The sequence below is a fragment of the Monashia sp. HAY1-2A genome (assembly GCF_056755315.1).
This window is the reverse complement of the sequence record NZ_JBNDHY010000021.1, coordinates 17,561-42,270: the sequence shown is the minus strand read 5'-3', so window position 1 is coordinate 42,270 and position 24,710 is coordinate 17,561. Positions and strand designations below refer to the sequence as shown.

At 73.4% G+C, this 24,710-nt stretch carries 23 protein-coding genes; 9 read left to right on the top strand and 14 right to left on the bottom strand.

Annotated elements, in window-relative coordinates; all coding sequences use genetic code 11:
* Positions 1-104: 104 nt before the first annotated feature.
* From ACPYOM_RS05170 to ACPYOM_RS05150, 5 genes are all read right to left on the bottom strand, one after another.
* Positions 105-2,228 (bottom strand): ABC transporter ATP-binding protein, encoded by a 2,124-nt coding sequence (locus ACPYOM_RS05170; protein WP_481345151.1) that lies wholly within the window; start codon positions 2,226-2,228, stop codon positions 105-107.
* Positions 2,228-3,961, bottom strand: coding sequence for an ABC transporter ATP-binding protein (locus ACPYOM_RS05165; RefSeq protein WP_481345150.1), 1,734 nt, complete (start codon positions 3,959-3,961; stop codon positions 2,228-2,230). Before ACPYOM_RS05165 ends, ACPYOM_RS05170 begins: the two co-directional genes overlap by 1 nt.
* A gap of 193 nt (positions 3,962-4,154) precedes the next feature.
* Entirely contained in the window at positions 4,155-4,892 is a 738-nt protein-coding gene (locus ACPYOM_RS05160) for a TetR/AcrR family transcriptional regulator (RefSeq protein WP_481345149.1), read from the bottom strand.
* Between the two features lie 293 nt (positions 4,893-5,185).
* On the bottom strand, positions 5,186-6,853 hold the full coding sequence (locus ACPYOM_RS05155; protein WP_481345148.1) for a DUF7059 domain-containing protein: 1,668 nt from the start codon (positions 6,851-6,853) through the stop codon (positions 5,186-5,188).
* A 17-nt stretch (positions 6,854-6,870) separates the two neighbouring features.
* Positions 6,871-7,236, bottom strand: a complete 366-nt coding sequence (locus ACPYOM_RS05150; RefSeq protein ID WP_481342161.1) for an anti-sigma factor antagonist — start codon at positions 7,234-7,236, stop codon at positions 6,871-6,873.
* Positions 7,237-7,362: 126 nt separating this feature from the next.
* Between ACPYOM_RS05150 and ACPYOM_RS05145 the strand changes: the two genes are divergently transcribed.
* The 7 genes from ACPYOM_RS05145 to ACPYOM_RS05115 all read left to right on the top strand — a co-directional run bounded on the left by ACPYOM_RS05145 (position 7,363) and on the right by ACPYOM_RS05115 (position 14,710).
* Complete coding sequence (locus tag ACPYOM_RS05145) at positions 7,363-9,726, top strand: DEAD/DEAH box helicase (RefSeq protein ID WP_481345147.1); 2,364 nt, start codon at positions 7,363-7,365, stop codon at positions 9,724-9,726.
* A gap of 104 nt (positions 9,727-9,830) precedes the next feature.
* Entirely contained in the window at positions 9,831-10,139 is a 309-nt protein-coding gene (locus ACPYOM_RS05140) for a hypothetical protein (protein WP_481345146.1), read from the top strand.
* A 193-nt stretch (positions 10,140-10,332) separates the two neighbouring features.
* A complete protein-coding gene (locus ACPYOM_RS05135) occupies positions 10,333-11,367 on the top strand; it encodes a sulfate ABC transporter substrate-binding protein (protein ID WP_481345145.1) in 1,035 nt (344 codons plus the stop codon).
* Entirely contained in the window at positions 11,364-12,278 is a 915-nt protein-coding gene (gene cysT, locus ACPYOM_RS05130; RefSeq protein ID WP_481345144.1) for a sulfate ABC transporter permease subunit CysT, read from the top strand. The genes ACPYOM_RS05135 and cysT overlap by 4 nt, the downstream gene beginning before the upstream one ends.
* The gene (cysW, locus tag ACPYOM_RS05125) at positions 12,275-13,081 is read left to right on the top strand and encodes a sulfate ABC transporter permease subunit CysW (RefSeq protein WP_481342375.1); all 807 of its coding nucleotides are present in this window, start codon (positions 12,275-12,277) and stop codon (positions 13,079-13,081) included. Before cysT ends, cysW begins: the two co-directional genes overlap by 4 nt.
* Positions 13,078-14,088 (top strand): sulfate/molybdate ABC transporter ATP-binding protein, encoded by a 1,011-nt coding sequence (locus tag ACPYOM_RS05120; protein ID WP_481345143.1) that lies wholly within the window; start codon positions 13,078-13,080, stop codon positions 14,086-14,088. Before cysW ends, ACPYOM_RS05120 begins: the two co-directional genes overlap by 4 nt.
* Before the next feature lie 157 nt (positions 14,089-14,245).
* Positions 14,246-14,710, top strand: coding sequence for an RrF2 family transcriptional regulator (locus tag ACPYOM_RS05115; RefSeq protein WP_481342373.1), 465 nt, complete (start codon positions 14,246-14,248; stop codon positions 14,708-14,710).
* A 103-nt stretch (positions 14,711-14,813) separates the two neighbouring features.
* On the opposite strand, the gene ACPYOM_RS05110 is transcribed toward ACPYOM_RS05115, so the two are convergent.
* The 8 genes from ACPYOM_RS05110 to ACPYOM_RS05075 all read right to left on the bottom strand — a co-directional run bounded on the left by ACPYOM_RS05110 (position 14,814) and on the right by ACPYOM_RS05075 (position 21,239).
* Positions 14,814-15,224, bottom strand: a complete 411-nt coding sequence (locus tag ACPYOM_RS05110) for an Rv3654c family TadE-like protein (RefSeq protein WP_481345141.1) — start codon at positions 15,222-15,224, stop codon at positions 14,814-14,816.
* Positions 15,221-15,556 carry a TadE family type IV pilus minor pilin gene (locus tag ACPYOM_RS05105; protein ID WP_481345140.1) on the bottom strand — a complete coding sequence of 112 codons (336 nt, stop codon included), beginning with the start codon at positions 15,554-15,556 and terminating at the stop codon, positions 15,221-15,223. The genes ACPYOM_RS05110 and ACPYOM_RS05105 overlap by 4 nt, the downstream gene beginning before the upstream one ends.
* A 95-nt stretch (positions 15,557-15,651) precedes the next feature.
* The gene (locus tag ACPYOM_RS05100; protein WP_481342369.1) at positions 15,652-15,861 is read right to left on the bottom strand and encodes a DUF4244 domain-containing protein; all 210 of its coding nucleotides are present in this window, start codon (positions 15,859-15,861) and stop codon (positions 15,652-15,654) included.
* A 49-nt stretch (positions 15,862-15,910) separates the two neighbouring features.
* The gene (locus ACPYOM_RS05095; protein ID WP_481345139.1) at positions 15,911-16,606 is read right to left on the bottom strand and encodes a type II secretion system F family protein; all 696 of its coding nucleotides are present in this window, start codon (positions 16,604-16,606) and stop codon (positions 15,911-15,913) included.
* A complete protein-coding gene (locus ACPYOM_RS05090) occupies positions 16,603-17,586 on the bottom strand; it encodes a type II secretion system F family protein (protein WP_481345138.1) in 984 nt (327 codons plus the stop codon). Before ACPYOM_RS05090 ends, ACPYOM_RS05095 begins: the two co-directional genes overlap by 4 nt.
* On the bottom strand, positions 17,583-18,848 hold the full coding sequence (locus ACPYOM_RS05085; protein WP_481345137.1) for a TadA family conjugal transfer-associated ATPase: 1,266 nt from the start codon (positions 18,846-18,848) through the stop codon (positions 17,583-17,585). Before ACPYOM_RS05085 ends, ACPYOM_RS05090 begins: the two co-directional genes overlap by 4 nt.
* Entirely contained in the window at positions 18,845-19,621 is a 777-nt protein-coding gene (locus ACPYOM_RS05080; RefSeq protein ID WP_481345136.1) for a CpaE-like family protein, read from the bottom strand. The genes ACPYOM_RS05085 and ACPYOM_RS05080 overlap by 4 nt, the downstream gene beginning before the upstream one ends.
* A gap of 736 nt (positions 19,622-20,357) precedes the next feature.
* A complete protein-coding gene (locus tag ACPYOM_RS05075; protein WP_481345135.1) occupies positions 20,358-21,239 on the bottom strand; it encodes a Fic family protein in 882 nt (293 codons plus the stop codon).
* A 136-nt stretch (positions 21,240-21,375) separates the two neighbouring features.
* Between ACPYOM_RS05075 and ACPYOM_RS05070 the strand changes: the two genes are divergently transcribed.
* Positions 21,376-22,488, top strand: coding sequence for an acyltransferase family protein (locus tag ACPYOM_RS05070; protein WP_481345133.1), 1,113 nt, complete (start codon positions 21,376-21,378; stop codon positions 22,486-22,488).
* Positions 22,489-22,601: 113 nt separating this feature from the next.
* Positions 22,602-23,732 (top strand): tryptophan--tRNA ligase, encoded by a 1,131-nt coding sequence (gene trpS / locus ACPYOM_RS05065; protein ID WP_481345132.1) that lies wholly within the window; start codon positions 22,602-22,604, stop codon positions 23,730-23,732.
* 265 nt (positions 23,733-23,997) lie between these two features.
* Here the strand turns inward: trpS and ACPYOM_RS05060 are convergent, their stop codons facing one another.
* A complete protein-coding gene (locus ACPYOM_RS05060) occupies positions 23,998-24,480 on the bottom strand; it encodes an N-acetyltransferase family protein (RefSeq protein WP_481342361.1) in 483 nt (160 codons plus the stop codon).
* Positions 24,481-24,710: the final 230 nt, after the last annotated feature.

Here is a 24,710-nt window from a genome sequence, read left to right as displayed (position 1 = left end):
GGGGGTAGCGAGGAACTACCTGTTCGGTGGGTCTCCCCCGCCTATTTCCCTCCCCCCCCTCTCTTCCCCCCCCCCCCCGCGCCCGTCGGCTACTCGCCCGTCGGCTACTTGCCCGTCGCGTCCGCCGGGACGGCGTCGTCCGGAGCGGGCACACCCGGGCCCCCGCCCGGACCGGGCACCGCGGCTCCCACCCCGGCCAGCTGGGGCACTCCGGCTGCTCCCGCGACACCGTCGACGTCGAGGTCGGCCGCCGCGCCTGCGAACTGCGCCTGGTAGAGGCGCGCGTACGCGCCGTCGCGGGCAAGCAGCTCGCTGTGCGAACCCTGCTCGACGATGCGCCCCTCCTCCATGACGAGGATGAGGTCGGCATCGCGGATCGTCGAGAGGCGGTGCGCGATGACGAAGCTCGTGCGGTCCGACCGCAGCGCCGCCATGGCCTGCTGCACGAGCAGCTCGGTGCGGGTGTCGACCGAGCTGGTCGCCTCGTCGAGGATGAGCAGCGCCGGGTCGGACAGGAACGCCCGGGCGATGGTGACGAGCTGCTTCTCGCCGGCCGAGATGTTGCTCGCCTCGTCGTCGAGGACCGTGTCGTAGCCGTCCGGCAGGGAGTGCACGAACCGGTCGACGTAGGTGGCCCGAGCGGCCGCGAGGACCTCCTCGTCGGAGGCGCCGGGACGGCCGTAGGCGATGTTGTCGCGGATCGTGCCACCGAAGAGCCAGGTGTCCTGCAGCACCATGCCGATGCGCGAGCGCAGGTCGTGACGCGTCAGGTCGCGGATGTCGACGCCGTCGAGGGTGATGCGGCCACCGTCGAGCTCGTAGAACCGCATGACGAGGTTGACGAGGGTCGTCTTGCCCGCGCCGGTGGGGCCGACGATCGCGACGGTCTGGCCGGGGCGCACCGACAGGTCGAGGTGCTCGATGAGCGGCGCGTCGGGGAGGTACGAGAATGAGACGTCCTCGAAGGCCACCGCACCGTGCGGGTCCGCGATCGTCACCGGGCTGCCGGCGTCGGGCTCCTGCTCCTCGGCGTCGAGCACCTCGAAGACGCGCTCGGCCGACGCGACGCCGGACTGGAGCACGTTGGCCATCGAGGCCACCTGCGTCAGCGGCTGGGTGAACTGGCGGGAGTACTGGATGAACGCCTGGACGTCGCCGAGGCTCATCGAGCCGGACGCGACCCTCAGGCCACCGACGACGGCGACGAGGACGTAGTTGAGGTTCCCGATGAACATCATCGTCGGCATGATGATGCCGCTGATGAACTGCGCACCGAAGGCGGCCCCGAACAGCTCGTCGTTCTTGGTCGTGAAGGCCTCCCGGGCCTCCTTCTGACGGCCGAAGACCTTGACGACGCCGTGACCGGTGAAGGTCTCCTCGATGATGCCGTTGAGCTCGCCGGTGTTGCGCCACTGCTGGATGAACAGCTTCTGCGAGCGCTTGCCGATGGCGGCCGTGACCATGACCGAGACGGGGATCGTCACGAGCGCGATGAGGGCGAGCAGCCACGAGATCCAGAACATCATCGCGAGCACCGCGACGACCGTCAGCAGCGACGTCAGCAGCTGGGAGAGCGTCTGCTGCAGCGACATCCCGATGTTGTCGATGTCGTTGGTGACGCGCGAGAGGACCTCGCCGCGCGGCTGCCGGTCGAAGTAGGGCAGCGGCAGGCGGTTGAGCTTGGCCTCGACGTCCTGGCGCAGCCGGAACATCGTGCGCTGCAGCAGCCCCTGCAGGATCCAGCCCTGGACCCACATGAGCAGCGAGGCCACCGCGAAGAGCCCGACGACGAGCAGCAGCACGCCCCTGAGTGCCTCGAAGTCGATGCCGACGCCCGGGGTGAAGTCGACGTTGGCCAGCAGGTCGGCCTGGGTCGTGTTGCCCGCCGCCCGGGTGGCCGCGACCGCCTCCTCCTTCGTCGTGCCCGGTGGGAGCTTCGAGCCGATCGTCGAACCGATGAACCCGGCGAAGATGATGTCGGTGGCCCGGCCGAGGATCTTCGGGCCGATCGAGCTGAGCACGACGCTGACGACAGCCAGCGTGATGACGACGACGAGCTTCGCCCGCTCCGGTGCGAGCCGCCCGAGCAGGCGCTTGGCCGACGGGCCGAAGTTCAGCGACTTCTCGGTCGGCTGGCCCACCTGCATGTGCGGCGGCCCACCGCGTCGCACCGGTCCCCGACGCGCCTCGGCGGCCTTCTCCTCGGCACTCTTGACTCCCTCGGCCATCAGGCCGCCTCCTCCGCGCTGCGCTGGGACTCGACGATCTCCTGGTAGGTCTCGCAGGAGGCGACGAGCTGGTCGTGGGTGCCCTGGCCGACGACGCGGCCGTCCTCGAGCACGATGATGTGGTCGGCGTCGACGATCGTCGAGACGCGCTGGGCCACGATGACGACCGCGCTCTCGCGGGTCACCGGCCGCAGCGCCTGCCGCAGCCGCGCGTCCGTGGCGAGGTCGAGGGCCGAGAACGAGTCGTCGAACAGGTAGATGTCCGGCCGCTTGACGACGGCCCGGGCGATGGCCAGACGCTGCCGCTGCCCGCCCGAGACGTTGGTGCCGCCCTGGGCGATCGGCGCGTCGAGGCCGCCCTCCATCCGCTCGACGAAGTCGGCGGCCTGCGCGATGCGCAGCGCATCCCACAGCTGCTCGTCGGTGGCGTCGGGGTTGCCGTAGCGCAGGTTCGTGGCCACCGTGCCGGTGAACAGGTACGGCTTCTGCGGCACGAGCCCGATGCGGGCCCACAGGTCGTCGAGGGCGAGGTCGCGCACGTCGACCCCGCCGACCTTGACGCGCCCGCCGGACACGTCGAACAGACGCGGGACGAGGCCGATGAGGGTCGTCTTGCCGGCACCGGTCGAGCCGATGATCGCCGTGGTGCGGCCCGGTTCGGCGGTGAAGGTCACGTCGTGGAGCACGGCGTTCTCGGCGCCCGGGTAGTGGAAGTCGACACCGACGAGCTCGACGCCGGCCGTCGACGCCTTGATCGGCAGCGGCTGGACCGACTCGCCGACCGAGGAGCTCGTGTCGAGGACCTCCATGATCCGACCGGACGACACCGAGGCGCGCGGGATCATCGTGGCCATGAACGTCGCCATCATGACGCCCATGAGGATCTGGATGAGGTAGGACAGGAACGCCGTCAGGGCCCCGACCTGCATGTCTCCCGAGGCGATCCGGTGCGCGCCGAACCACAGCACGGCCACCGACGAGAGGTTGAAGATGAACATGACGATCGGGAAGACGAGCGCCATCAGACGCCCGACACGCAGGCCGGCCTCCGTCAGCGCCGCGTTGGCTCCGGAGAAGCGCTCCTCCTCGTGGTTCTCGCGGACGAACGCCCGCACGACGCGGATGCCGGTGATCTGCTCACGCAGGACCCGGTTGACCCCGTCGAGCGAGGTCTGCATCCGGCCGAACCACGGCACCATCCGCCAGATGACGAGGCCGACGCACAGGCCGAGCAGCGGCACGGCCACGGCGACGAGCCACGACAGGCCGACGTCCTCGCGCAGCGCCATGATGACGCCCCCGACCATGAGGATCGGCGTCGTGGCGAGCAGGGCGAACGCCATGAACGTCACCATCTGCACCTGCGTCACGTCGTTCGTGTTGCGCGAGATGAGCGTCGGGGCGCCGAACCTGGCGACCTCCTGGGCCGAGTAGTCGACGACCCGGCCGAACACGGTGGCGCGCAGGTCGCGACCCATCCCCATGGCGACCTTCGCCGCGAGGTAGGTCGCCCCGACCGCGGCCGCGATCTGCACGAGGCTGACGCCGAGCATGAGGCTGCCGTGGCGCAGGATGAACCCGGTGTCGCCCTTGGCCACGCCCTCGTCGATGATCTCGCCGTTGAGGCTCGGCAGGTAGAGCGAGGCGAGGGTGCTGACGAGCTGGAGCACCACGATGAGCGTGATCTCGCCCCCGTACGGCCGCAGGTGGGTGCGGAGCAGTCGCATCAGCATGCGTGTGCCTTTCGGTCGGTTCCGTCGGTACGGTCGTTTCGGTCGGTGGGGAGGGGACTCGGGTGGCGGAGGCCGCGGAACCCCGGCTCTCGCTGGTGGCGGGGCGTTCGGGCGTCCTTCGCGGTCGGGCCGGTTGGGCCGGTTGAGCCGGGTGGGCCGGTGGGCGACGCTCTGACCTCACGCCGGGTGAGGGTCAACGGCTTTCGCATGCCGCCTTCTCCCCGGTCAGCGCCGTGGCGTCGCCGCCGAGCTCCTGGTACAGCTCGGCGATGCCGAGGCCGCTGCCGGAGGACGGCGGCCGGCTGAGAACGCCGTAGAGCACGGTGTCGACGATCTCCTCGGGTGACAGGGTCCTGCCGTCAGCGATGCCCGGGTGGCTGCCGGAGAAGCAGAGCAGCCGGATGCGGTGCACGACGTCACGGGGCGGCACGACGAACGCGTCGCTCTCGTCCAGGACGAGCTGGTGGATCGCGTCGAGCAGGGGCTGGTGCGGCTCGCAGTCCTCGGCGCCCGCGTCGGTGGCGCCGCGCAGGTGGCGCCCGGCGGCGTAGCAGGCCAGGTGCGGGCCGCGCGTGGGCGGCTCGGTCAGGCCGAGCGCGCCCATGAGGCCGAAGACCTCGGTGAACCGTCGCTGCATGATGGACGTGAACGCCACGAGCCGGTCCCGGACCGGCAGGTCGGTGCCGATCGCCGCGATGGAACGGCGGACCGGGGCGGGGCAGAACGCCGTCTGGACGGCCTCGTCCTGAAGGGCGTCCTTTGTGGCGAAGACGCGGAAGATCGTGCCCTCCGCGACGCCGGCCTCGCGGGCGATCTCGCTCGTCGTCGGCGCCCGGCCCTCGCGGTGGGCCAGGTCGAGGAAGACGCCGATGAGGGCCTCCCGGCGGTCGTCCGGGTGCATGGGCGCGGCGCGCCCCGTTCGCTGTCGCACCGGACCATTGTGAATGAGTGAGCACTCACTCACAACCCTTTTACGCCCCCAGCGTGTCGCCAGATCCGCTCCGGCCATCACCGCGCCATGGCGCACTTTCGTTCGCGTTTGCCGACCGATCCGACCCACAACCGCGCCATGGCGCACTTGTGGGGGCCAGCGCAGCGGATCCCCACCCGCAAACCGCGCCGTGGCGCACTTTCGGTGGCGTGGACGACCGATCCCGGCCCACAACCGCGCCGTGGCGCAGTTTGGGTGGCGGGAGCGGGGGCGGCTCGTGGGCGGTGCGCCGGTCAGACGAGGAGGCCGTCGGCCACGAGGTCGCGGATGGCGGGGACGACCTCGGCGCGCACGGCGTCCGGGTCGGCATCGAGGAGCGAGGCGATCGCCTCGAGCGCGATTCGCGCGGTCAGCTCGCCGTCCGCCACCCCGAGGTAGGCCGCGAGGAGCGTGCCTGCGCGCACCACCCGGCGCAGGCCACCGCCCTGGCGCACGAGGATGACCGCAGGATCTGCCGCCCCGGGGCGCGCGTGCCGCTCCTCGGTGACGTCCGGCGCGCACGACCAGGCGACGTCGAGCACGTCGTCGTCCGTGTGCTCGGCGAGCCAGGTGCGCGCGCGGAGGCCGGCCTCGACGCTCGGGCCCATCGGCGCGGCGACCGGGCCGGTCGCCTCGTCGAGCGAACGCCACGTCGGCCGGTCGGTCGCGGGACGCTGGAGCGTGACGACGCCGAAGCCCACGGCCGCGACGCGTCGAGCGGCGAAGTCCCGGAGCCAGGCCACGTACATCCGCGAGTGCGCCTCGCTACCGGGCACCGCTCCCCCGTCCCGCGACCAGAGCTCGGCGTACTCGGCCGGGTCCTGCAGCTCGCGCTGCACGACCCAGGCGTCGAGCGGGACGCCGTGGCGGGCCTGGTCGTCGAGCCACTCGGCCCACACGTCGCGCCAGGTGTGCCCCTCGGGCACCTCCCAGTTGCCGAGGAGCTGCGCGACGCCGCCGGGCTCCAGCACGCGGCCGACGTCACGGACGAGGCTGCGGACGACCGCGTCCCCGGCCCGGCCGCCGTCGCGGTACTCGTAGAGCGGCACGTCGTCCGAGCGCGGGGTGATGACGAATGGCGGGTTGCTGACGACGAGCGAGAACGACTGTCCCGCAACCGGATCGAGAAGGTCACCCGCCATTGTGTCGAGCCGTGCGCGGGCGAGGTCGGCGTTGAACCGGGCGTAGCCGAGTGCCCGCTCCGAGATGTCGGTTGCCGTGATCGACGACGCGTGCGAGCTCAGGTGCAGCGACTGGACGCCGCAGCCGGTGCCCAGGTCGAGGGCGCGGTCGACCGGTCGGCGGATGGTCCACGAGGCGAGGGTGGTCGAGGCACCACCGATGCCGAGCACGTGGTTGGGTCGCAGCGGTTGACCGGTCGCGATCTCGGACAGGTCGGAGGCCACCCACCAGTCGTGCGCGTCGTCGCCGTACGGCCGCAGGTCACACGTCGCGCGCGCGGTGCGCCCGTCGGCGTCGACCCGGACCAGACCGAGCCCGACGGCCCCCTCGACGCCGAGCGTCGGCAGGGCGTCGCCGAGCACGTCGACCACGACGGGACACCCGAGGGTGAAGAGGCGCACCAGCGTGCCGCACGGGTCCCCCCTGCCCGGTGGCGCAGCCCGCTCGGCCGAGGAGGACGCGGCGGATGACGAGGCGGCGGCGGCGTGGGACGTGGACGACGGCGGGGCGGTCGCCAGGAGGGCGGGCAGCGGTTGCTCACGGTGCAGCGCCGCGGACGCGACGGGACCGAGGCGCTCGGCGATGCCGTCCACCGTGAAGCCGGCGGCGGCGAGGTCGGCGCGCAGGAGCGGCAGGAGCGCCGAGTCGGGACGTGGGACGTCGCTCGGCGCCTCGGGCCGGGAGTCGCGCGACACGTCAGGCGGCGGGTCAGGCGGCACGCTGCCGGGCTGGTCGGACACGGCGCGCGGGCGGACGGTCAGGACTGCTCGCTCGCGGCCGGCCCCCGGTCCGCAGCGAGCGCGGAGTCGAGATCGGGGTGGATCTCGAAGACCTTGTCCAAGCCGGTGATCGAGAAGACCTTGAGCACGCGGTCGTCCTTGCCGACGAGGCGCATCGACCCGCCGCGCGTGCGCGCGAGCTTGAGCCGCCCGACGAGGACGCCGAGCCCCGTCGAGTCGAGGAACGTCACGTCGGACAGGTCGACGACGAGCCGGGTCCGGCCGCCCTGGATCTGCTCGTCCAGCTTCTCGCGCACGAGCGGCGCGGTGTACACGTCGATCTCGCCGCCGAGGTGCACCACGGTCTGGTCACCGTGGTCGGCGCGGGTGATCGAGAGATCCACCGGTGCCCCTTCCTTAGCCCACACTTGGTCCAACAGGGTCAGCCACGTTGCCCCTGCGTGACCGACCGCGGAGTAACATGCCCCGCTCGTCGGTTACCGTACCCCCACCTCCTACCGTTGCTCCACATGAACCGGGACCTGTCGCCCATCTCGACCGCTCCGGCCGCTGCCGGCCGGCGGGCGAGGCGTGACGCCCCGCCGCCGGAGCCCGAAGAGCTGCTGGCCCGCCTCGTCGGGCAGCAGCCGGAGCGTCTCGTCCACGTCCACGAGGTGCCGGCGCGCGTCGCCCGGACCGCCGAGTGGCCGGCGTGGACCGACCCGACACTCCTCGGCGCCCTGACCGGTGCCGGCCTCGTGGCGCCGTGGTCGCACCAGGTGGAGGTGGCCGAGCACGCCCACGCGGGACGGCACGTCGTCGTCAGCACCGGCACGGCGTCGGGCAAGAGCCTGGGCTACCTCCTGCCGATCCTGTCCGACCTCGTGTCGGGCGCGTCGGCCCCGAACGGGCGTGGGGCCACCGCGATCTACCTGTCGCCGACGAAGGCCCTCGCCGCCGACCAGCTGACGCGGGTCTCCGGTCTGGCGCTGCCCGGGGTGCGGCCCGCGACCTACGACGGCGACACCCCGACCGACGAGCGCCGCTGGATCCGCGACCACGCCAACCTCGTGCTGACCAACCCGGACCTCCTGCACCACTCGCTCCTGCCCGGGCACGAGCGGTGGTCCTCGTTCCTGCGGGCGCTGCGCTACGTCGTCGTCGACGAGTGCCACGTGTACAAGGGTGTCTTCGGGGCGCATCTCGCGGCGGTGCTGCGACGCCTCCGGCGCGTCGCGGCGCGGTACCGGGCCGAGCCGACGTTCGTGCTGGCGTCGGCCACCGTGGCCGACCCGCAGGACCACGCATCCCGCCTGCTCGGCCTACCGGTCGAGGCGGTGACGCAGGACGGATCACCCCGTGCCGCAATGACGTTCGCTCTCTGGGAGCCTCCCGTGGTGATCGCGGCGGACGGCACCGCGCAGCGGGTCAGCACGATCACCGAGACCGGCGAGCTGCTGGCCGGCTGCGTCGCGGCCGACGTCCAGACCGTCGCCTTCGCCCGGTCCCGCGCGGGGGTCGAGGTGGTGGCGCGCATCGCCAAGGAGCGCGTGTCCGGCACCGACGAGCACCGCGTCGCCGCCTACCGCGGCGGCTACCTGCCCGAGGAGCGCCGAGAGCTCGAGCGGGCGCTGCGTGGCCGCGCGCTGCTCGGCCTCGCGGCGACGAACGCCCTCGAGCTCGGCGTCGACGTGTCCGGCCTCGACGCCGTCCTGCTGGCCGGCTGGCCCGGGACGCTGTCCTCGCTGTGGCAGCAGGCCGGCCGGGCGGGGCGGACCGGACGCCGGTCGCTCGCCGTGCTGGTCGCGGCCGACGACCCGCTCGACACCTACGTCGTGCACCACCCGGAGTCGATCTTCGGCCGTGGTGTCGAGGCCACCGTCGTCGACCCGGACAACCCGCACGTCCTCGGGCCGCACCTCGCCGCCGCCGCGGCGGAGCTGCCGGTCACCGAGGCCGACGTCGAGGTGTTCGGCCCCCTGACGCGTCCGCTGCTCGACGCACTCGTCGACCGCGGCATCCTGCGCAGGCGACCACGCGGCTGGTTCTGGGCGCGGGAGGACCGGCCGGCCGACCACCTGTCGCTGCGCGGCGCGGGCGAGCCGGTGCGCATCATCGAGAGGCGCACCGGCCGGGTCGTCGGGACCGTCGACGAGGCGTCCGCGCACGCGCAGGTGCACACGGGCGCCGTCCACCTGCACCAGGGCCAGACCTGGGTCGTCACCGAGCTCGACCTCGAGGACCGCGCGGCCTTCGTCGTGCGCGGCGACCCGGGCTGGACGACGCACGCGCGCTCGGTGAGCGAGTTCGACATCGAGCACGAGGTCGAGCACGAGCAGTGGGGGCCGGTGCGCTGCTCCTTCGGGCACGTGACGGTCCGCAACCAGGTGGTCTCGTTCCTGCGCCGGCTGCCGGGCGGCGAGGTGATCGGCGAGCACCCCCTCGACCTGCCCCCTCATGCGCTCGCCACCAAGGCCGTCTGGTGGACGATGCCCGTCGACGACCTGGCCGCTGCCGGCGTCGACGAGCCGGCGATCCCCGGCGCGGCGCACGCCGCCGAGCACGCGGCCATCGGCATGCTCCCGCTCTTCGCGACCGCCGACCGCTGGGACATCGGTGGCGTCTCGACCGCGCTGCACCCGGACACCGGTCTGCCGACCATCCTCGTCTACGACGGCCACCCGGGCGGCGCCGGTTTCGCCGAGCGGGGGTACCGACGCGTGCGGGACTGGCTCGCGGCGACGCGGCACGCCGTGGCGGCGTGCGAGTGCCCCTCGGGCTGCCCGTCGTGCGTCCAGTCGCCCAAGTGCGGCAACGGCAACGAGCCGCTCGACAAGGCCGGTGCCATCGCACTGCTCGACCTGACCCTGCGGCACGCGGGGCCGACGCCGTGACGCGCGGACCGGCACGCCGGCGCCCCTCCCCGCGGCGTGGGCGACCGGGAACGCCTGCCGCGCAAGGCGTCCCGGGCTCACCGGAGCCGACGTCAGGACGGCGCGTGTCGGCCGGCGGGGCGTCCACGACCGTGTCGGGCACGATGCGGACGATCGGCGGCGAGACCCGGCACGTCGTGCTCGACGGCGACGACGGGCTGACGTACGCCCTCGTCCTGCCGTCCGGGTGGAGCATCGCGTCCGAGCCGGGGGCGCGCGTCCTCGTGACGGGCGAGATGGCGGACGCGGCGGACGCGTCTGGCGGCTCAGGTGGCTCGGACGCATCGGAGGGCGCCGACGCGTCGGACGCCGCGGACGTGTCGCACCCGGCGGACGGGCCGACCCTGCGGGTGCGGCGGATCTCGCCCGCGTGACGCGGGGCCACGCGGGAGCGCGTGAGCCTGTCGTGAACCCTCACGGTTCCACACCGTGAGACATAAGTAGACGTTATTTGACCGGTAACGGTTTGCTATTTCAAACTCCCACTCAGCGGATGGGAATCGGCACCGCCCGGCTCGCACCAACCGCGCACCCCTCACCGCCTCTTCAGAGCCCAAGGAGCAACCCGTGCGACGCCCCCAGATCCTCCTCGCCGTCATCGCCGCCAGCGCGACGATCGGCCTGACGGCCTGCGCCGGCGGCGGGGCCAGCGACACGGTCGTGCAGCCGGGTTCCACGGCCGCGGCCGCAACGACGAGCACCATCAGCCTGTACGCCTACGCGGTGCCCAAGGTCGGCTTCGACGCCGTCATCCCGGCGTTCCAGAAGACCGCCGCCGGCAAGGGCGTGCAGTTCCAGCAGAGCTACGGCGCCTCGGGTGACCAGAGCCGCAAGGTCGCCGCCGGCGCGCCCGCCGACTTCGTCAACTTCTCCGTCGAGCCGGACGTCACCAGGCTCGTCGACGCCGGCCTCGTCGACCCGTCGTGGAACGCCGGCGAGCACCACGGCATCCCGTTCGGGTCGGTCGTGACGATCGTCGTGCGCAAGGGCAACCCGAAGCACATCAAGGACTGGGCCGATCTGCTCAAGCCGGGTGTCGAGGTCGTCACGCCGAACCCGTTCTCGTCGGGCTCGGCGAAGTGGAACCTCCTGGCCCCGTACGCCGCCGAGAGCGCCGGCGGGACGAATAAGGCCGCCGGGCTGGCCTACATCCGCAGCCTCGTCACCGACCACGTGAAGATCCAGCCGAAGTCGGGCCGTGAGGCCACCGAGGCCTTCCTGCAGGGCAGCGGTGACGCACTGCTCAGCTACGAGAACGAGGCGCTCTTCATCGAGAAGAACGGCGAGCCCGTCGAGCACGTGACACCGCCGCAGACCTTCAAGATCGAGAACCCGGCCGCCGTGCTGAAGAACAGCCCGAACAAGGCGGCCGCGCAGGCCTTCGACGACTACCTCTACACGCCGGAGGCGCAGAAGCTCCTCGCCGGTGCCGGGTTCCGCCCGGTCGACCCGACCGTCGCGAAGGAGTTCGCCTCGACGTTCCCCGCGCCCGCCAAGCTGTGGACCATCGCCGACCTCGGCGGCTGGAAGAGCGTCGACAGCACCCTGTTCAAGAAGGACGTCGGCGCGATCGCCACCATCTACGACGAGGCGACGAAGTGACGGCCGAGGCGATCGCCCGGTCCGACGGGACCCGCGAGGCGGGAGTCGCTACGGCGGCTCCCGCCCCCGGCGCGTCCGGTGGTCGGTCCCCCGACGCCGGGCCCGCCGCGGGGCTCCGGCGCCGGCTCGGGCGACCGCTCGGCGTCGGCGTCGTGACGCTGTGGCTCAGCCTCATCGTCCTGCTGCCGCTCGCCGCCCTGACCGTCGCCTCGTTCGGTGAGGGCTGGTCCGGTTTCTGGGAGGCCGTGACGGCGCCCGCCGCCCTCGCCTCGCTCTGGGTCACGGTTCTCGTGTCGGCCGGCGTCGCGGTCGTCAACGCCGGGTTCGGCACGCTCGTCGCGTGGGTGCTCGTACGCGACGAGTTCCCCGGCAAGCGCGTCGTCAACGCCCTCATCGACCTGCCGTTCGCGCTGCCCACCATCGTGGCGAGCATCGTGCTGCTGTCGCTGTACGGCCCGAACAGCCCGGTCGGCATCCACCTCAACGCCACCCGCTGGGGCCTGGCCGTCGCGCTGCTGTTCGTGACGCTCCCGTTCGTCGTCCGGTCGGTTCAGCCGGTGCTCATCGAGGCCGACCACGAGGTCGAGGAGGCGGCCGCCTCGCTCGGCGCCTCGAGCTGGACGACGTTCCGACGCGTCGTCCTGCCGACCCTGGCACCGGCCGTGCTGAGCGGCGCCGGGCTCGCGTTCGCCCGGTCCATCGGCGAGTACGGCTCGGTGGTGCTCATCGGCGGCGACATCCCGCGGGAGACCCAGGTGGCCTCCCAGTACATCCAGCAGCAGATCGAGGTCGACCGCCCGCTCAACGCGGCCGCGGTTTCGGTGGCGCTGCTCACCATCGCGTTCCTGACGCTGCTCGTCCTGCGGGTGCTCTCGACGCGCGCCCAGCGACGTGAGGAGCGAGCGGCATGAGGCTGTCCACCCGGTCCCGGATCACGCTGCGCGTCGTCGCGCTGGCCTACCTGTTCGCGCTGCTCGCCGTGCCGGTCGGCGTCATCCTCTGGCGCACGTTCTCCCCCGGCGTCGCCGCGTTCTGGGCGTCGGTGACGACGCCGGCGGCGATCTCGGCGTTCAACCTCTCGGTCCTCATCGTCGCCATCGTCGTGCCGATGAACGTCGTCTTCGGCGTCGCGACCGCGCTGGCGCTCGTGCGCGGCCGCTTCCGCGGTCGCGGCCTGCTCCAGGCGGTCGTCGACCTGCCCTTCGCCGTGTCGCCGATCGTCGTCGGTGTCGCGCTCATCATGCTCTGGGGCGTCGACGGCTGGTTCGGTGCGCTCGACCGTGCGGGTCTGCGCGTCATCTTCGGCCTGCCCGGCATGGTGCTCGCGACGCTCTTCGTGACGCTGCCGTTCGTCGTGCGCGAGGTCGAGCCGGTGCTCCACGAGATCGGCCAGGACCAGGAGCAGGCGGCGGCCACGCTCGGTGCCAACCGCTGGCAGACGTTCTGGCGCATCACGCTGCCGGCCATCCGCTGGGGCCTGACGTACGGGATCGTCCTCACGGTGGCGCGGGCGCTCGGCGAGTTCGGCGCCGTCATCATGGTGTCCTCCGGCTTCGCCGGCGTCTCGCAGACCCTGACGCTGCTCGTCCACGCGCGCTACATCGACGACCACAACACCTACGGCGCCTACGCCGCCGCGACCCTCCTCATGGGCATGGCGCTCGTCGTGCTCCTGCTCATGACCCTGCTCGACCGCAAGAGGAGCACCCGATGATCACCGTGACCGACGCCCGCAAGAGCTACGGCTCGTTCCTCGCGCTCGACGACGTCAGCATCGAGATCCCGAGCGGGTCGCTGACCGCCCTGCTCGGTCCGAGCGGCTCGGGCAAGTCGACGCTGCTGCGCTCGATCGCCGGCCTCGAGGACCTCGACGGCGGGGTCGTGACGATCGCCGGGCGCGACGTGACGCACCAGCCGCCGCAGCGGCGCGGCATCGGGTTCGTCTTCCAGCACTACGCGGCGTTCAAGCACATGACCGTCCGGGACAACGTCGCCTTCGGGCTGTCGATCCGCAAGCGCGCCAAGGCCGACATCGACCGACGCGTCGGCGAGCTGCTCGAGATCGTCGGCCTCGAGGGGTTCCGCGACCGGTACCCGGCCCAGCTGTCCGGAGGGCAGCGGCAGCGGATGGCCCTGGCCCGGGCGCTGGCCGTCGACCCCGAGGTGCTCCTGCTCGACGAGCCGTTCGGCGCCCTCGACGCCAAGGTGCGGGCCGATCTGCGCACGTGGCTGCGGCGGCTGCACGACGAGGTCCACGTGACGACCGTCCTCGTGACGCACGACCAGGAGGAGGCGCTCGACGTCGCCGACCGCATCGCCGTGCTCAACCACGGACGCATCGAGCAGGTGGGCGACCCGGTGACGCTGTACGAACGTCCGGCCAACGACTTCGTCATGGGTTTCCTCGGCTCCGTCGCCCACCTCGGCGGGCAGCTCGTCCGGCCCCACGACATCGCGCTCGAGCGCGACCGTGCCGTGGCCCTCGCCCTCGACGACGCCGTGAACGGGTCGCCCGGCATCGTCGCGGCGGTCGTCGAGCGCGTCGTACCGCTCGGCTTCGAGGTGCGGGTCGACCTGCGTGCCGAGTCCGGCGAGCGGTTCGCCGCGCAGCTGACACGACGCGACGCCGGTGAGCTGGCGCTCGAGCCGGGCGAGCGGGTCTTCGCGCGCGCGGCGCAACGCTCCAGCGTCGTCGAGATCGACCCGGCGCTCGCGATCTGAGGCGGCTCGAGAACCGTCCCGCGGTTCTGCGCGTAGTCGCGCCGGCACGTCGGGACCGCGGGCGCGTGGACGCCGACCGCCGGACGCCGCGGGCATCGCGCGGCCCGTCGCCTCGGGCGTCCGGCGGTCGGCAGCGCCGCTGCGGCACACTGTGCCGGTGGACATCTCTGCCCGGGTCGACTACGCCGTCAGGGCGATGCTCATCCTCAGCGACGCGGAGGCCCAGGGCTCCGGGCCGGTCAGCATCGACTCGCTGGCCACCCGCCAGGACCTGCCGCGCAAGTTCCTCGAAGCCATCTTCGCGGACCTGCGACGGGCCGGTCTCGTCCTGAGCCGGCGAGGTGCCCGCGGGGGCTACGTGCTCGGACGCTCCAGCGACGACATCAGCATCGGCGACGTGTTCCGTGCCGTCGACGGGCCGCTCGCCGAGGTGCGTGGCCTGCGACCGCACGAGACGGAGTACCACGGCGTCGCGACCCACCTGCCGAGCCTGTGGGTCGCCGTCCGGGCCAGCCTGCGCGAGGTCCTCGACGGCACGTCGCTCGAGTCGCTGCGGACCGGGGAGCTGCCCGACCCGGTGCAACGACTGCTCACCGCCCCGGACGCCTGGCGCAACCGCTGAGTGCCTTCGCCCGGCCCGCTGTCGGTCGTCACGACGACCGCCTGGGCGGTGGTCTCGGTCGGTGTGTCGCCGCCTCGCGTCACGCTGGGCGCTGACCCGTCGCTCAGGTGGCTCGTGCCGGACCGGCTCGGGATCGCGCACGGGCGGGATCCGGCCACACCGGCACCGTGACGCTGACGGAGACCTCGAGATCGGGGCCCTCCAGGAGGCAGCGGTCGAGCCGTGCCCCGTTCGCGTGCGCGACCGATGCGGCCAGGGCGCACGCCTGAGCGCCGGTGGTGCGCTGTCGGGTCGCGCCCGCGATGGCCGCAAGGTCGGCCGCGAGCCGAGCACGCTGCCCGGCCACCGCGACGGCGGCGAGGACGAGTGCCGCCACGCCGACGGCAAGCAGGACGCCGACCGCGCCGAGCACGAGGACGCTCGAGGAGCCTCGATCGCGCGAGCCGGGACCAGGACCCGCGAGGGCGCGGTGGCCCAGCCAACGCAGCGGGAGGCGGCGCCGCAGGCGGCTCACGGCGAGGTCCCCGTTGCGGACTCCGTCGGCGTCACGGCGACGGCCTGCAGCGTCCAGCTCGGCAGACCAGCCCAGCCGCCGGCATCGGCCCTCACGGTGACGGCGACACCCAACGGTGCGGCATGGACCGAGACCCTTGCTCCGGCCGGTGCCGCGGAGAGCGCCAGACTCGTGACACGGTCCACGGGGTCACCACGCGCGGCCGCACGGGCAGCGATCCGTGCAGCATCGACGCAGCGCAGCTGGTCGACCCCCGCCCGGACCGCCGCCAGGCAGAGCGCCAGGACGAGGACGACGGCAGGAACGGCGACGGCCAGCTCGGCCGTCACCATCCCAGCGTCCCGACGACCGCACCGCCTGGTGGACGCGGCCGCCGTGGGCTGCGTCGGTCGACCAGCAGCCACCGACGCACGGCCGCCGGGGGCCGTCACCCGGCGATCCCGAGGGCGTTCTGGACGATGCCCGCGAGCGCCGAGCGCACCGCGTCGGACTTGACGACACCGAGCAGGACCAACGCGAAGGTGCAGGCGGCCATGATGCCGACGGCGTACTCGGCGGTCGTCATCCCGACGTCGTGGCGAGCCGACCTTGCGGTCGCCGTCGCGCGTCGAAAGGCCCGGATCAGGCTGTGGGACATGGATGTTCCTTTCTCTGGGCCGCGCTGCTGCGCGGCTGGTAGGTGAGCCTCAGGACGACACCAGGTCGCGCGCGAGCGCGACGACGAGCGGCACGACGGTGGTGAGGCAGAACGCCGGCAGCAGGACGAGGCCGAGTGGGGCCACCAGGCGGACGCCGACCCGGCCCGCTGCCACCTCGACCCGCTCGAGCTCGGCGTCGCGCAGGTCGTCGGCGGCCGCGAGCAGCAACGGCCCTGGCGGAACCCCGGCGAGGTGGGCCACCTGGACGGCCCGGGCTGCCGGCGCCCACGCGGCCCCGACGGACGCCCAGGCCTCGGCGTCCGTCGCTCCCCACCGCAATGCGTTGGCGACCTGTCGGAGATCCGCCGCAGCCCCCTCCGGCAACCCGGCACCGACGGCCTCGAGGACGTCCCAGGTGGGCAGTCCGGAGCGGTACCCGAGGGCGAGGAGGGCCAGCGACGAGGCGACCTGACCGGGCCCGGGATCGCCGCGGCCCACCGTCACGTCGTGGTCGTCGCCGTCGGTGACTGCGGCTCGGTCCGGTCGGTGCGTGGCCTCGATGCGCGGGCGGGGAGGCAGGACGACAACCGCGAGCGCCACGAGGAGGCCCGCGACCAGGGCGCCCCCGCCGGGCCCGCCCACCTGCGGCAGGCCCGACCCCGGCAGCACCGACACCGGCAGCACCGACAACGGCAGCTCTGACACCGTCGGCACCGACGCGGCTAGGGCCGGCGCGGCGGTCACGACCGCACCACCGCGCGCACCATGCGGGTGCACCACCACCGGCCGAGCAGCACGAGGCCGGCACCCGCGACGACGGCCCCGGTCGACAGCGGCGAGCCGAGATAGAGCGTGTGCGGGTCGACGCCGCACGCGAGTCCCAGCAGAGGTCCGGCCAGGGGCAGGGCGGTCAGCACGGTGACGGTCGCCCGAGGCCCCGCCACCGCGGCGCTGACCCGACCCTGTCGACGACGCACGTCGCGCAGTCCACGCGCGGCACGCTCCACTGCTGCCGCCAACGGCGCGCCGGTCCGCTCGGACAGCTGCCAGGCCGCGGCGACGAAGGCAAGCTCGTCCGAGCCCGTCCGCGCGGACCAGTCCGCCCACACCGTGGAGGCGGGCCGCACCGTACGACCGGCCCGGACGAGGTCGGCCGCGAGCCCGGCGACCGCCGGGCGGCGGCCGCGGGTCGCCGTGTCGAGCAGCCGGTGGTCGGACGCGGTCGCGGACGCCACCGGGCGCCTCCCCTGCGGTCGGGCGGTCGGGGCCCCGAGTGCGCCGGCCATCTGGTCCGCACCGACAACCGTCATGGCCGCCACCTCGACGGCTCGGGCGGGCGGCAGTCCCGCCTCCAGCCCGGCTCCGATCGCGGACAGCAGGTCGAGCGCCCCGGAGAGCAGGTCGTCGGGACGACGCCGCAGTCGCCAGGCCCGGAGGACCTCGACCGGGTCGGCGCGCCACAGCTGGGCGATTCGAGCCCGCGCGGAAGTCCCCGAGTCAGCCGAGTCCGCCGAGGCCTCCGAGGCCTCCGAGGCCTCCGACGCGGACGAATCCCCGCCGGCCGCCCTCACGACGTGCGCGAGGACCTGGCGCGATCGCGTCACCCGCACCGACCTGCGACGCGGCCACGCGAGGACGGTCGCGGCGCAGAGGAGTCCGGCCGCCACACCCGCGGCACCGGCACCCGCCAGACCCCAGACCTGCTCGCCCTCCGTGATGGTCACGCCGCACCCACCGCGTCATCGGCAGCACCGCTGCGGCCGGTGGCCGAGACGACCTCGGGTGCTCCGGCAAGCCCCGCTCCGTCCCGCCGGGCGTTCGGGACAGGCGGCGTCCCGACGGTCGGCCCGGGGTCGGCCATCCCCAGCCGGGCGGCGAGCTGCGGCCAGGCCACACCGCGCTCGGGCGCGTGCCCCGGCCCGGCCCAGGCGAGGGCGGTCTCGACGTGGGCGCCACGGGCGTGGCGTCGCAGGAAGGCCACGGACGCGACGTGCCGCACGCCTCCGGACCGGGTGACGTGGACGACGACGTCCAGGGCGGCGGCCACCTGCGACCGCACAGCCGAGGGCGACAGACCGGCGAGTGCCCCGAGCGCCTCGAACCGGGCAAGGACGTCGGCCGGTTCGTTGGCGTGGACGGTGCCGCAGCCGCCCTCGTGACCGGTGTTGAGCGCGGTGAGCAGGTCCCTGACCTCCGCGCCTCTCACCTCCCCCACGACGATCCGGTCAGGCCGCATCCGGAGGGCCTGACGCACGAGCGTCGACAGCGTGACCTCGCCGACGCCCTCGACGTTGGCGGGCCGCGCCTCGAGGCGCACGACGTGCGGGTGGTCGACGCGCAGCTCGCGGACGTCCTCGACGAGGAGCAGCCGTTCGATCGGGTCGCACGCGGAGAGCAGGGCCGCGAGCAAGGTGGTCTTGCCGGCGCCGGTGCCGCCGGAGACGACGAAGGCGAGGCGGCGACGGACCAGCGCCCCCAGGACCCGCTCCCAGGCCGGCGGCACCATGCCGCGCGAGGTGAGCGACCGTAGGGACACGGCCCGTGACGGGGGAACCCGGATGGTCACGTGCGCACCACCCTCGACGAGGGGCGGCAGCATCGCGTGCAAACGCGCACCCGAGGGCAGCTGGCCGTCGACCCACGGACTGGCCTCGTCCAGGCGCCGCCCCGCCAGCCCCGCGAGCCGCACCGCCAGGGTGCGGGCGTCGGCCGGGTCCAGGTGGTCGGTGGTGCGCTCCATCCCGGCGCCTCGGTCGACCCAGACCCACCCGTCGCCGTTGACGGCGACGTCCGTGACCCCGGGCTCGGCCAGCCACGCGTCGAGCGGACCGGCGCCGAGGACGCGGGCGCCCAGCGCGCTGCGCGAGGCCGCCACTCGCTCCGCACCGAGCGCGCCCTGCTCCTGGGCGGCGACGGCCGCGACGGCGTCGGGACCGGGGGCCACGCCGTCCCGGACCCGGTCCCAGACCGCCGGGCTGAGGCTCATGCCGCCTCCGAGGCCGACACGAGCCGCAGCAGGATCTCGTCGGCGGCGCGGACGAGCGCGCCGCGGCCCCGGACGCCGGGCGGGAGGCCGTCGGCCACCTCTGCCACGAGCCGCCGGTCGTCGCCGACGGCGGCCACGACCGGCACGTCGAGCTCGTCGGTGACGAGGTCCTCGAGCTCGGGCTCGACACGGGCACCGCGAAGGACCAGCCATGGCTCGAGCGGCGGCACCACCGGCCCGGACCAGTCGTCCGCCGTGCGACGTGCCGCGTCGACCACCCGCCTGACGCCGGGGACGACGAGCGAGGCCGCAGCGAGCTGGACCACCTGCGTGCCGACCACGACGACGACGGCGTCGGCGAGGGGGGCGACGGTCCCCACGACCGCGGCCGCACGAGGGAGGTCGAGCACGGTCACGGCGTGCGCGTCGGCGAGGCCGGCCACGACGTCCGGCACCGTGTCGAGCCAGTCCTGGGGGTCCTGGTCGGGAGCCCACGGCGGACCGCCCGACAGCACGGCGACTCCCGCGGTGACGGGCAGTCGGTCGGCGAGACCCGCACCGTCGACCACGCCACGAACATCGGCGAGGTCCGGCCAGCGCCAGCCCGGTTCCTGCTCGACGCCGAGCACGACGTCGAGGCGGCCGGAGTTGCGGTCGAGGTCGACGGCCACGGCCGAGCGACCTGCGGCCGCGGCCCGGACGGCGAGCGCTGCGGCGAGGCACGAGGCCCCGACGCCTCCCGAGGCGGACAGGACGGCGATGACGTTTCCCATGCGTCCACCGTCGTCGGTCGCGGTGGGTGGGCCCAGCCCGAAGGCGGCCGCTGTGGACGAGGCCCAGCCGGCCGGACCGGGTGTGGACAACCGCGGCGGGAGGCGCACGAGCAGCGGCTCAGAACAGCCAGAACAGACAGGTGGCCTCCGTCCGGGGGAAGACGGAGGCCACCATCACGAGACTGGCACCGGGGGGGAGGAGCCAGATCGCGCAGCGCTCGACCCCGAAGGGGAGCGCCGCCCACCATCGTGGACCCCGGAACACCCGATTGCAAACCGACTTGTCACGACACGCTGTGATTTCTCGACAATCACGACGGACACGAGCCGACCCCGCATGCTCGCACGTTCTGCGAGTCCGGACAAATCGGGCACGCTGCGGAGGCCGGCACGAGAGGAGGCCCCCGACCGTGACGGTCAGGGGCCTCCGGAGACGTATCGAGCTACCAGGCGTGCAATTTTCCAAGTGTCGCCCCGGTGGTGATCCCGGGGGTGGACGGTTCCAAGCGAACTGCTCTCGCGTGGGTACTCGGTACTTCTCGGAAAAGGGTTCTGCGCGGATCCAGGATCTACGCCTCCCGGCGATGTGGTTCCTGCGTCCGTTCTACCGCACGCTCCCGGCGTGGCGACAGACCCGAGCCGAGGCCGGAGCCCGGAACTGTCCACCATCGTGGACATCACGCACGCACGGGCGTGCGGGCAGCCTCCCGCGCGCCCCGATTGCCCCGGTTCGCCCTCACAGGTCGGGGCTGAGCCGCCCGATGCGGACCGCGTCGCTGATCCGCTCCCCCTCCGCGGCTCCTGCCATGTAGGCCGTGCCGGCCTGGGCCAGCCACAGGCCGACGCCGCGGGCGCCCCCGGAGGCGTAGGCGGCGAGGGAGCCCAGGTAGGCCGGCCCACCCTGGGCGGCGTGGCCGGCCTCGGGCACCGCGACACCGGTCGGGTCGAGCCCGAGCGCCTGGAGGAGCGCGCGCTCCATGGCGCGCGCCACGAGGCCGTTGCCGTGGACGAAGGGGCGGATGGCCGCCACCTCGGCGTGCACGAGGGCGGCGGTGACGGCCGCCGGGATGCGCGTCGACCCGGAGGCCGCGACGATGACGTCGCTCAGGGCGGACAGCCGCGCCGCGACGGCCGACGCCGGGGGGGCCTCGCCGAGGTCGACGAGCTCGGTGCACGACTCGTCACCGACGCGCGGCCGACCCAACGCCTCCGGCGTCACGACCGCCGATGCCGCGGCGACGTGCAGGCGAGCCAGTGCCTGGAGGGGGGCGGTCCTGACGAGCCCGACGACGCGCTCGCTCTCTGCGGTCGCGGCGATCGCGCCCCGGAGCGTCGAGAGGCCGGCGTCCGGGCGCTCCGGCCAGTCGCGCGCACCGCTCATGAACGCGCGCACCACGTCGAGGGGGACGTCGGCGCCGTCGAGCGCCGCGCTGGCCTGTGCGCCCCGGACCCGCGACTCGGCGGCGGCCTCGGGAATGCGTCGACGCAGCGCCTCGTGGAACCGCAGCCGGGTGCTCGCCTCGCGCGCACCCTCGGCGCGCTCCCGCACGTCGGGCAGGTCCACGAGCGCCCCGAGCCGGTCGAGCAGGGCAGCCTGGGCGGCGGTCGGGTCTGGCACCGCCCCAGCCTAGGAGCACGCGTCGCACCGAGCCGGCGACGCGTGAGCGAACCCACGCCCACGCAATTGCCCTTTTCCGCTGGACATTCCGTGCGAAGCGGAGACAGCCGGGCAAACGCCTCGCGACAATCCATTCGTGACGACCGGGAGTGCGACGACGCCGGCCGTGCACCGCGAGCGAGTGCTCGACGGGCTGCGCGGTCTCGCCGCGCTCGCCGTCGTGCACGTCCACCTCGTCTTCTACAGCGGGCTGTCCGCCCTCGACGGCGGCGGTCACGCCGGGGTCGTCGTCTTCTTCGTGCTGTCCGGCTACCTCGTGACGCGCCGCCTGTGGCGCCGTACGGCGGACGCGCCCTTGTGGGCGACCTACACCACCTTCGTCCGGCGCCGCGCCGTGCGGCTCTACCCGGCCCTCGTCGGCATGGTGGTCATCAGCGGAGCCGTCTTCGCCGTTCTCGACGCACCAGCCCTGCCCGGCGTCCTGCGCGTCGCCCCGGTCGTCCTCGTCCAGGCGACGGCCCCGTTCGTCGCGACGGGCCCGATCGCGGTCGAGCCGTGGCAGCACACGTGGAGCCTCACGGTGGAGTGGGTCTTCTACCTCGCGTGGCCCGTGCTCCTCCTCGCCGCCCGCCGTCGTGTCGACGAGTCCCGGCTCCGCGCGCTCGTCCTCGTCACGGCCGCGGTCCTGTACCTCGCCTCGCTCGCGCTGTCGCCCCGCACCTTCTACTTCCTCGCCCCGGCCAACTGGTCGGCCATGCTGTTCGGTGCCGGTCTCGCGCTCCACCACGCCGTGCCCGGACGCCGCGAGGACGCGGGCCGTGAGCCGCTCGTCGTCGCCCTCGGTGTCGCACTCCTCGTCGTGGCGACGCTCCTGCCCAGCTCGCTCAACGGGCACGTCGTCTACCGCTACAGCGTGTTCCCGGCCGCGGTCGTCGTCGCGTTCGTCGTCATCGACCACCGACGTGACCGCGCCGGAGTCGCCATCCGCCTCCTGGGCTCCCGCGCGCTGTCCGGCGTCGGCGTCTCCAGCTACAGCCTCTACCTCTGGCACCTGCCGGTCGTGTGGGCGGTTCGGGTGGCGTGGCCCGACGCGCCCCCGCTGCTCGTGTGCGCGACCGCGCTCCTCGTCCTCGTGCCGGTCGTCGCGGCCAGCTACGTGCTGCTCGAACGGCCGTGGCTCGTCGGCTCCGGCACGCGCTACCCTCTGGTCATGCGTTCGACCAACCGCGCGTGGTGGCTGCCCAGCTGAGGCGGCCTGTCGAACCAACCCACCAAGAGCCGCCCACGGGCGGCTCTTGCCATGTGCCAGAAGGCGCACCGCGTCGGAGTGCGGCTCGTGGGCTCCCACCCCGAGGAGCACCGATGTCCACCACCACGACCAGCACCGGAACCACCACGTCCCCGTCGACGCCCGTCAGCTCGGCTGAGGATGCGACGTACACGACCGCCCGCGAGCGCAGCCGCATCCTCGACGCCCTCATCGACGATCACGCGTCGAGCGACCCGTCGCGCTTCCGCATGCTGACCGGCGACCGGCCCACGGGCCCGTTGCACATCGGCCACTACCTTTCGAGCCTGCGCAACCGGGTCCGCCTGCAGGACAAGGGAGTCGAGACATTCGTCGTCATCGCCGACTACCAGGTCATCACGGACCGGGACTCCGTCGGTGCGATCGGCGACAACGTCCACGGCCTGGTCCTCGACTACCTGGCGGCCGGCCTCGACCCCGAACGGACGACGATCTTCACGCACAGCGCCGTGCCGGCCCTCAACCAGCTGATGCTGCCCTTCCTGTCGCTCGTCACCGACGCCGAGCTGCGGCGCAACCCGACCGTCAAGGACGAGCTGACCCTGTCGGACGGCCGCCCGCTGTCGGGGCTGCTGCTCACCTACCCGGTGCACCAGGCTGCGGACATCCTCTTCTGCCACAGTCGAATCGTGCCGGTCGGCCGCGACCAGCTGCCCCACCTCGAGCAGACCCGCGCCATCGCCCGACGCTTCAACGCCCGATACGCCGGCGGCCAGCCGGTCTTCGCCGATCCGGAGGCGCTGCTGTCCGACGTGCCGCTGCTGCTCGGCACCGATGGCGCGAAGATGAGCAAGAGCAGGGGCAACGTCGTCAACCTGCGGGACTCGGCCGACGAGACCGCCGCGCGGATCCGGGCGGCCCGCACCGACTCCGAACGCCGGATCACCTACGACCCCGACCGACGGCCGGCCGTCGCTAACCTGCTGACCATTGCCGGGCTGTTCCTCGGTCAGTCGCCCGAGTCGGTGGCCGAGGGCATCGGTGACGGCGGGGCGGTGCGGCTCAAGGCGGTCGTCACCGACGCCGTCAACGAGTCGCTCGCGCAGCACCGGGCCCGACGCGTCGAGCTCGAACGGGACCCCGGCCACATCGCTGCCGTGCTGCGGGATGGCAACGCCCGCGCCGATGCCGTGGCCGAACGCACCCTCGCCACGGTGCGTGCCGTCATGGGGATGGCCTACTGACGCGCACCAGCCCACCCACCAGCGCCACGGCGCACTTCTGGACGCTCGGACCCGCGCAGCCCCCGAGCCAACCGCGCCCTGGCGCAGTTTTCCGCCCAGGCCGGCTCAACCGGCCAACCGACGCGACAACCGCGCCGTGGCGCACTTTTCGCGTCCAGGCCGGCCCAACCGACGCGACAACCGCGCCCTGGCGCGCTTCTCGGTGCTCCACCGACGGTGTGCTGCCCGGAGACCGACGATGCCGGCGCGCTCGAGACGCCAGTGGTCAGTCGGAGCCGTGCGGCTCCTCGTGCATCGTGTCGATGGCGATCCGGTCGTCGACCGGCGTCGCGCCTTCCGCGCCGGGGTAGAGCCTGAATCCGGGCTTCTCGCGGTGCTCGAACGAGCGGTAGAACGCCTGCGCGTCGTCGGTGACGAGATCCAGGCGACGGGTGCCCGACGCCGCGAAGACCGCCTCGACGAGCCTGCGCCCCGTGCCACGGCGTCGGTGCGAGGCTGCGACGCCGAGCTGGGCGAGGTAGGACTGCACGACGCCGTCACCGAAGGCCTGTGCGAACCCGACGACCCGCTCCCCGCGCTCGGGCACCCCCTCACCGGCCGGCTCCACCGCGACGAAGGCCACGACCCCGGGCGCGGTGCAGGCACGGACCGCCACGTCCGGGTCGGAGAACGAGGGCCAACCGAGCTCACGGCACAGCCGGGCCACGCCTTCGGCATCGGCCGGTCGGAACGGACGTACGTCGGTCACCGAACCACTCTGCCCCAGCGCGGTCCCACAGGTGTGACCCCGGACGCCACCTCATCCGACGGTGCGACCGCTCGTCGGATGTCGGCAACCGCTCGCCGTGCTACTCGTCGGTAGCGATGAGACCCCCGTCACCTGGGCCTTGCTGGGCGAACTAGCCTGCGTTTGAGTTGTGCTCGACCGTCGATGTCCGCGCGCCAGCGCCCGCAGGAGTCGTCGCGACCGCACCACCG

Bases quoted from the DNA above. Each gene is read 5' to 3' on its own strand.
- ACPYOM_RS05120 (WP_481345143.1), top strand. From the start codon at position 13,078: ATGATCACCGTGACCGACGCCCGCAAGAGCTACGGCTCGTTCCTCGCG.
- trpS (WP_481345132.1), top strand. From the start codon at position 22,602: ATGTCCACCACCACGACCAGCACCGGAACCACCACGTCCCCGTCGACG.
- ACPYOM_RS05170 (WP_481345151.1), bottom strand. From the start codon at position 2,228: ATGGCCGAGGGAGTCAAGAGTGCCGAGGAGAAGGCCGCCGAGGCGCGT.
- ACPYOM_RS05105 (WP_481345140.1), bottom strand. From the start codon at position 15,556: ATGGTGACGGCCGAGCTGGCCGTCGCCGTTCCTGCCGTCGTCCTCGTC.
- ACPYOM_RS05145 (WP_481345147.1), top strand. From the start codon at position 7,363: ATGAACCGGGACCTGTCGCCCATCTCGACCGCTCCGGCCGCTGCCGGC.
- ACPYOM_RS05165 (WP_481345150.1), bottom strand. From the start codon at position 3,961: ATGCTGATGCGACTGCTCCGCACCCACCTGCGGCCGTACGGGGGCGAG.
- ACPYOM_RS05100 (WP_481342369.1), bottom strand. From the start codon at position 15,861: ATGTCCCACAGCCTGATCCGGGCCTTTCGACGCGCGACGGCGACCGCA.
- cysW (WP_481342375.1), top strand. From the start codon at position 12,275: ATGAGGCTGTCCACCCGGTCCCGGATCACGCTGCGCGTCGTCGCGCTG.
- ACPYOM_RS05080 (WP_481345136.1), bottom strand. From the start codon at position 19,621: ATGGGAAACGTCATCGCCGTCCTGTCCGCCTCGGGAGGCGTCGGGGCC.
- ACPYOM_RS05085 (WP_481345137.1), bottom strand. From the start codon at position 18,848: ATGAGCCTCAGCCCGGCGGTCTGGGACCGGGTCCGGGACGGCGTGGCC.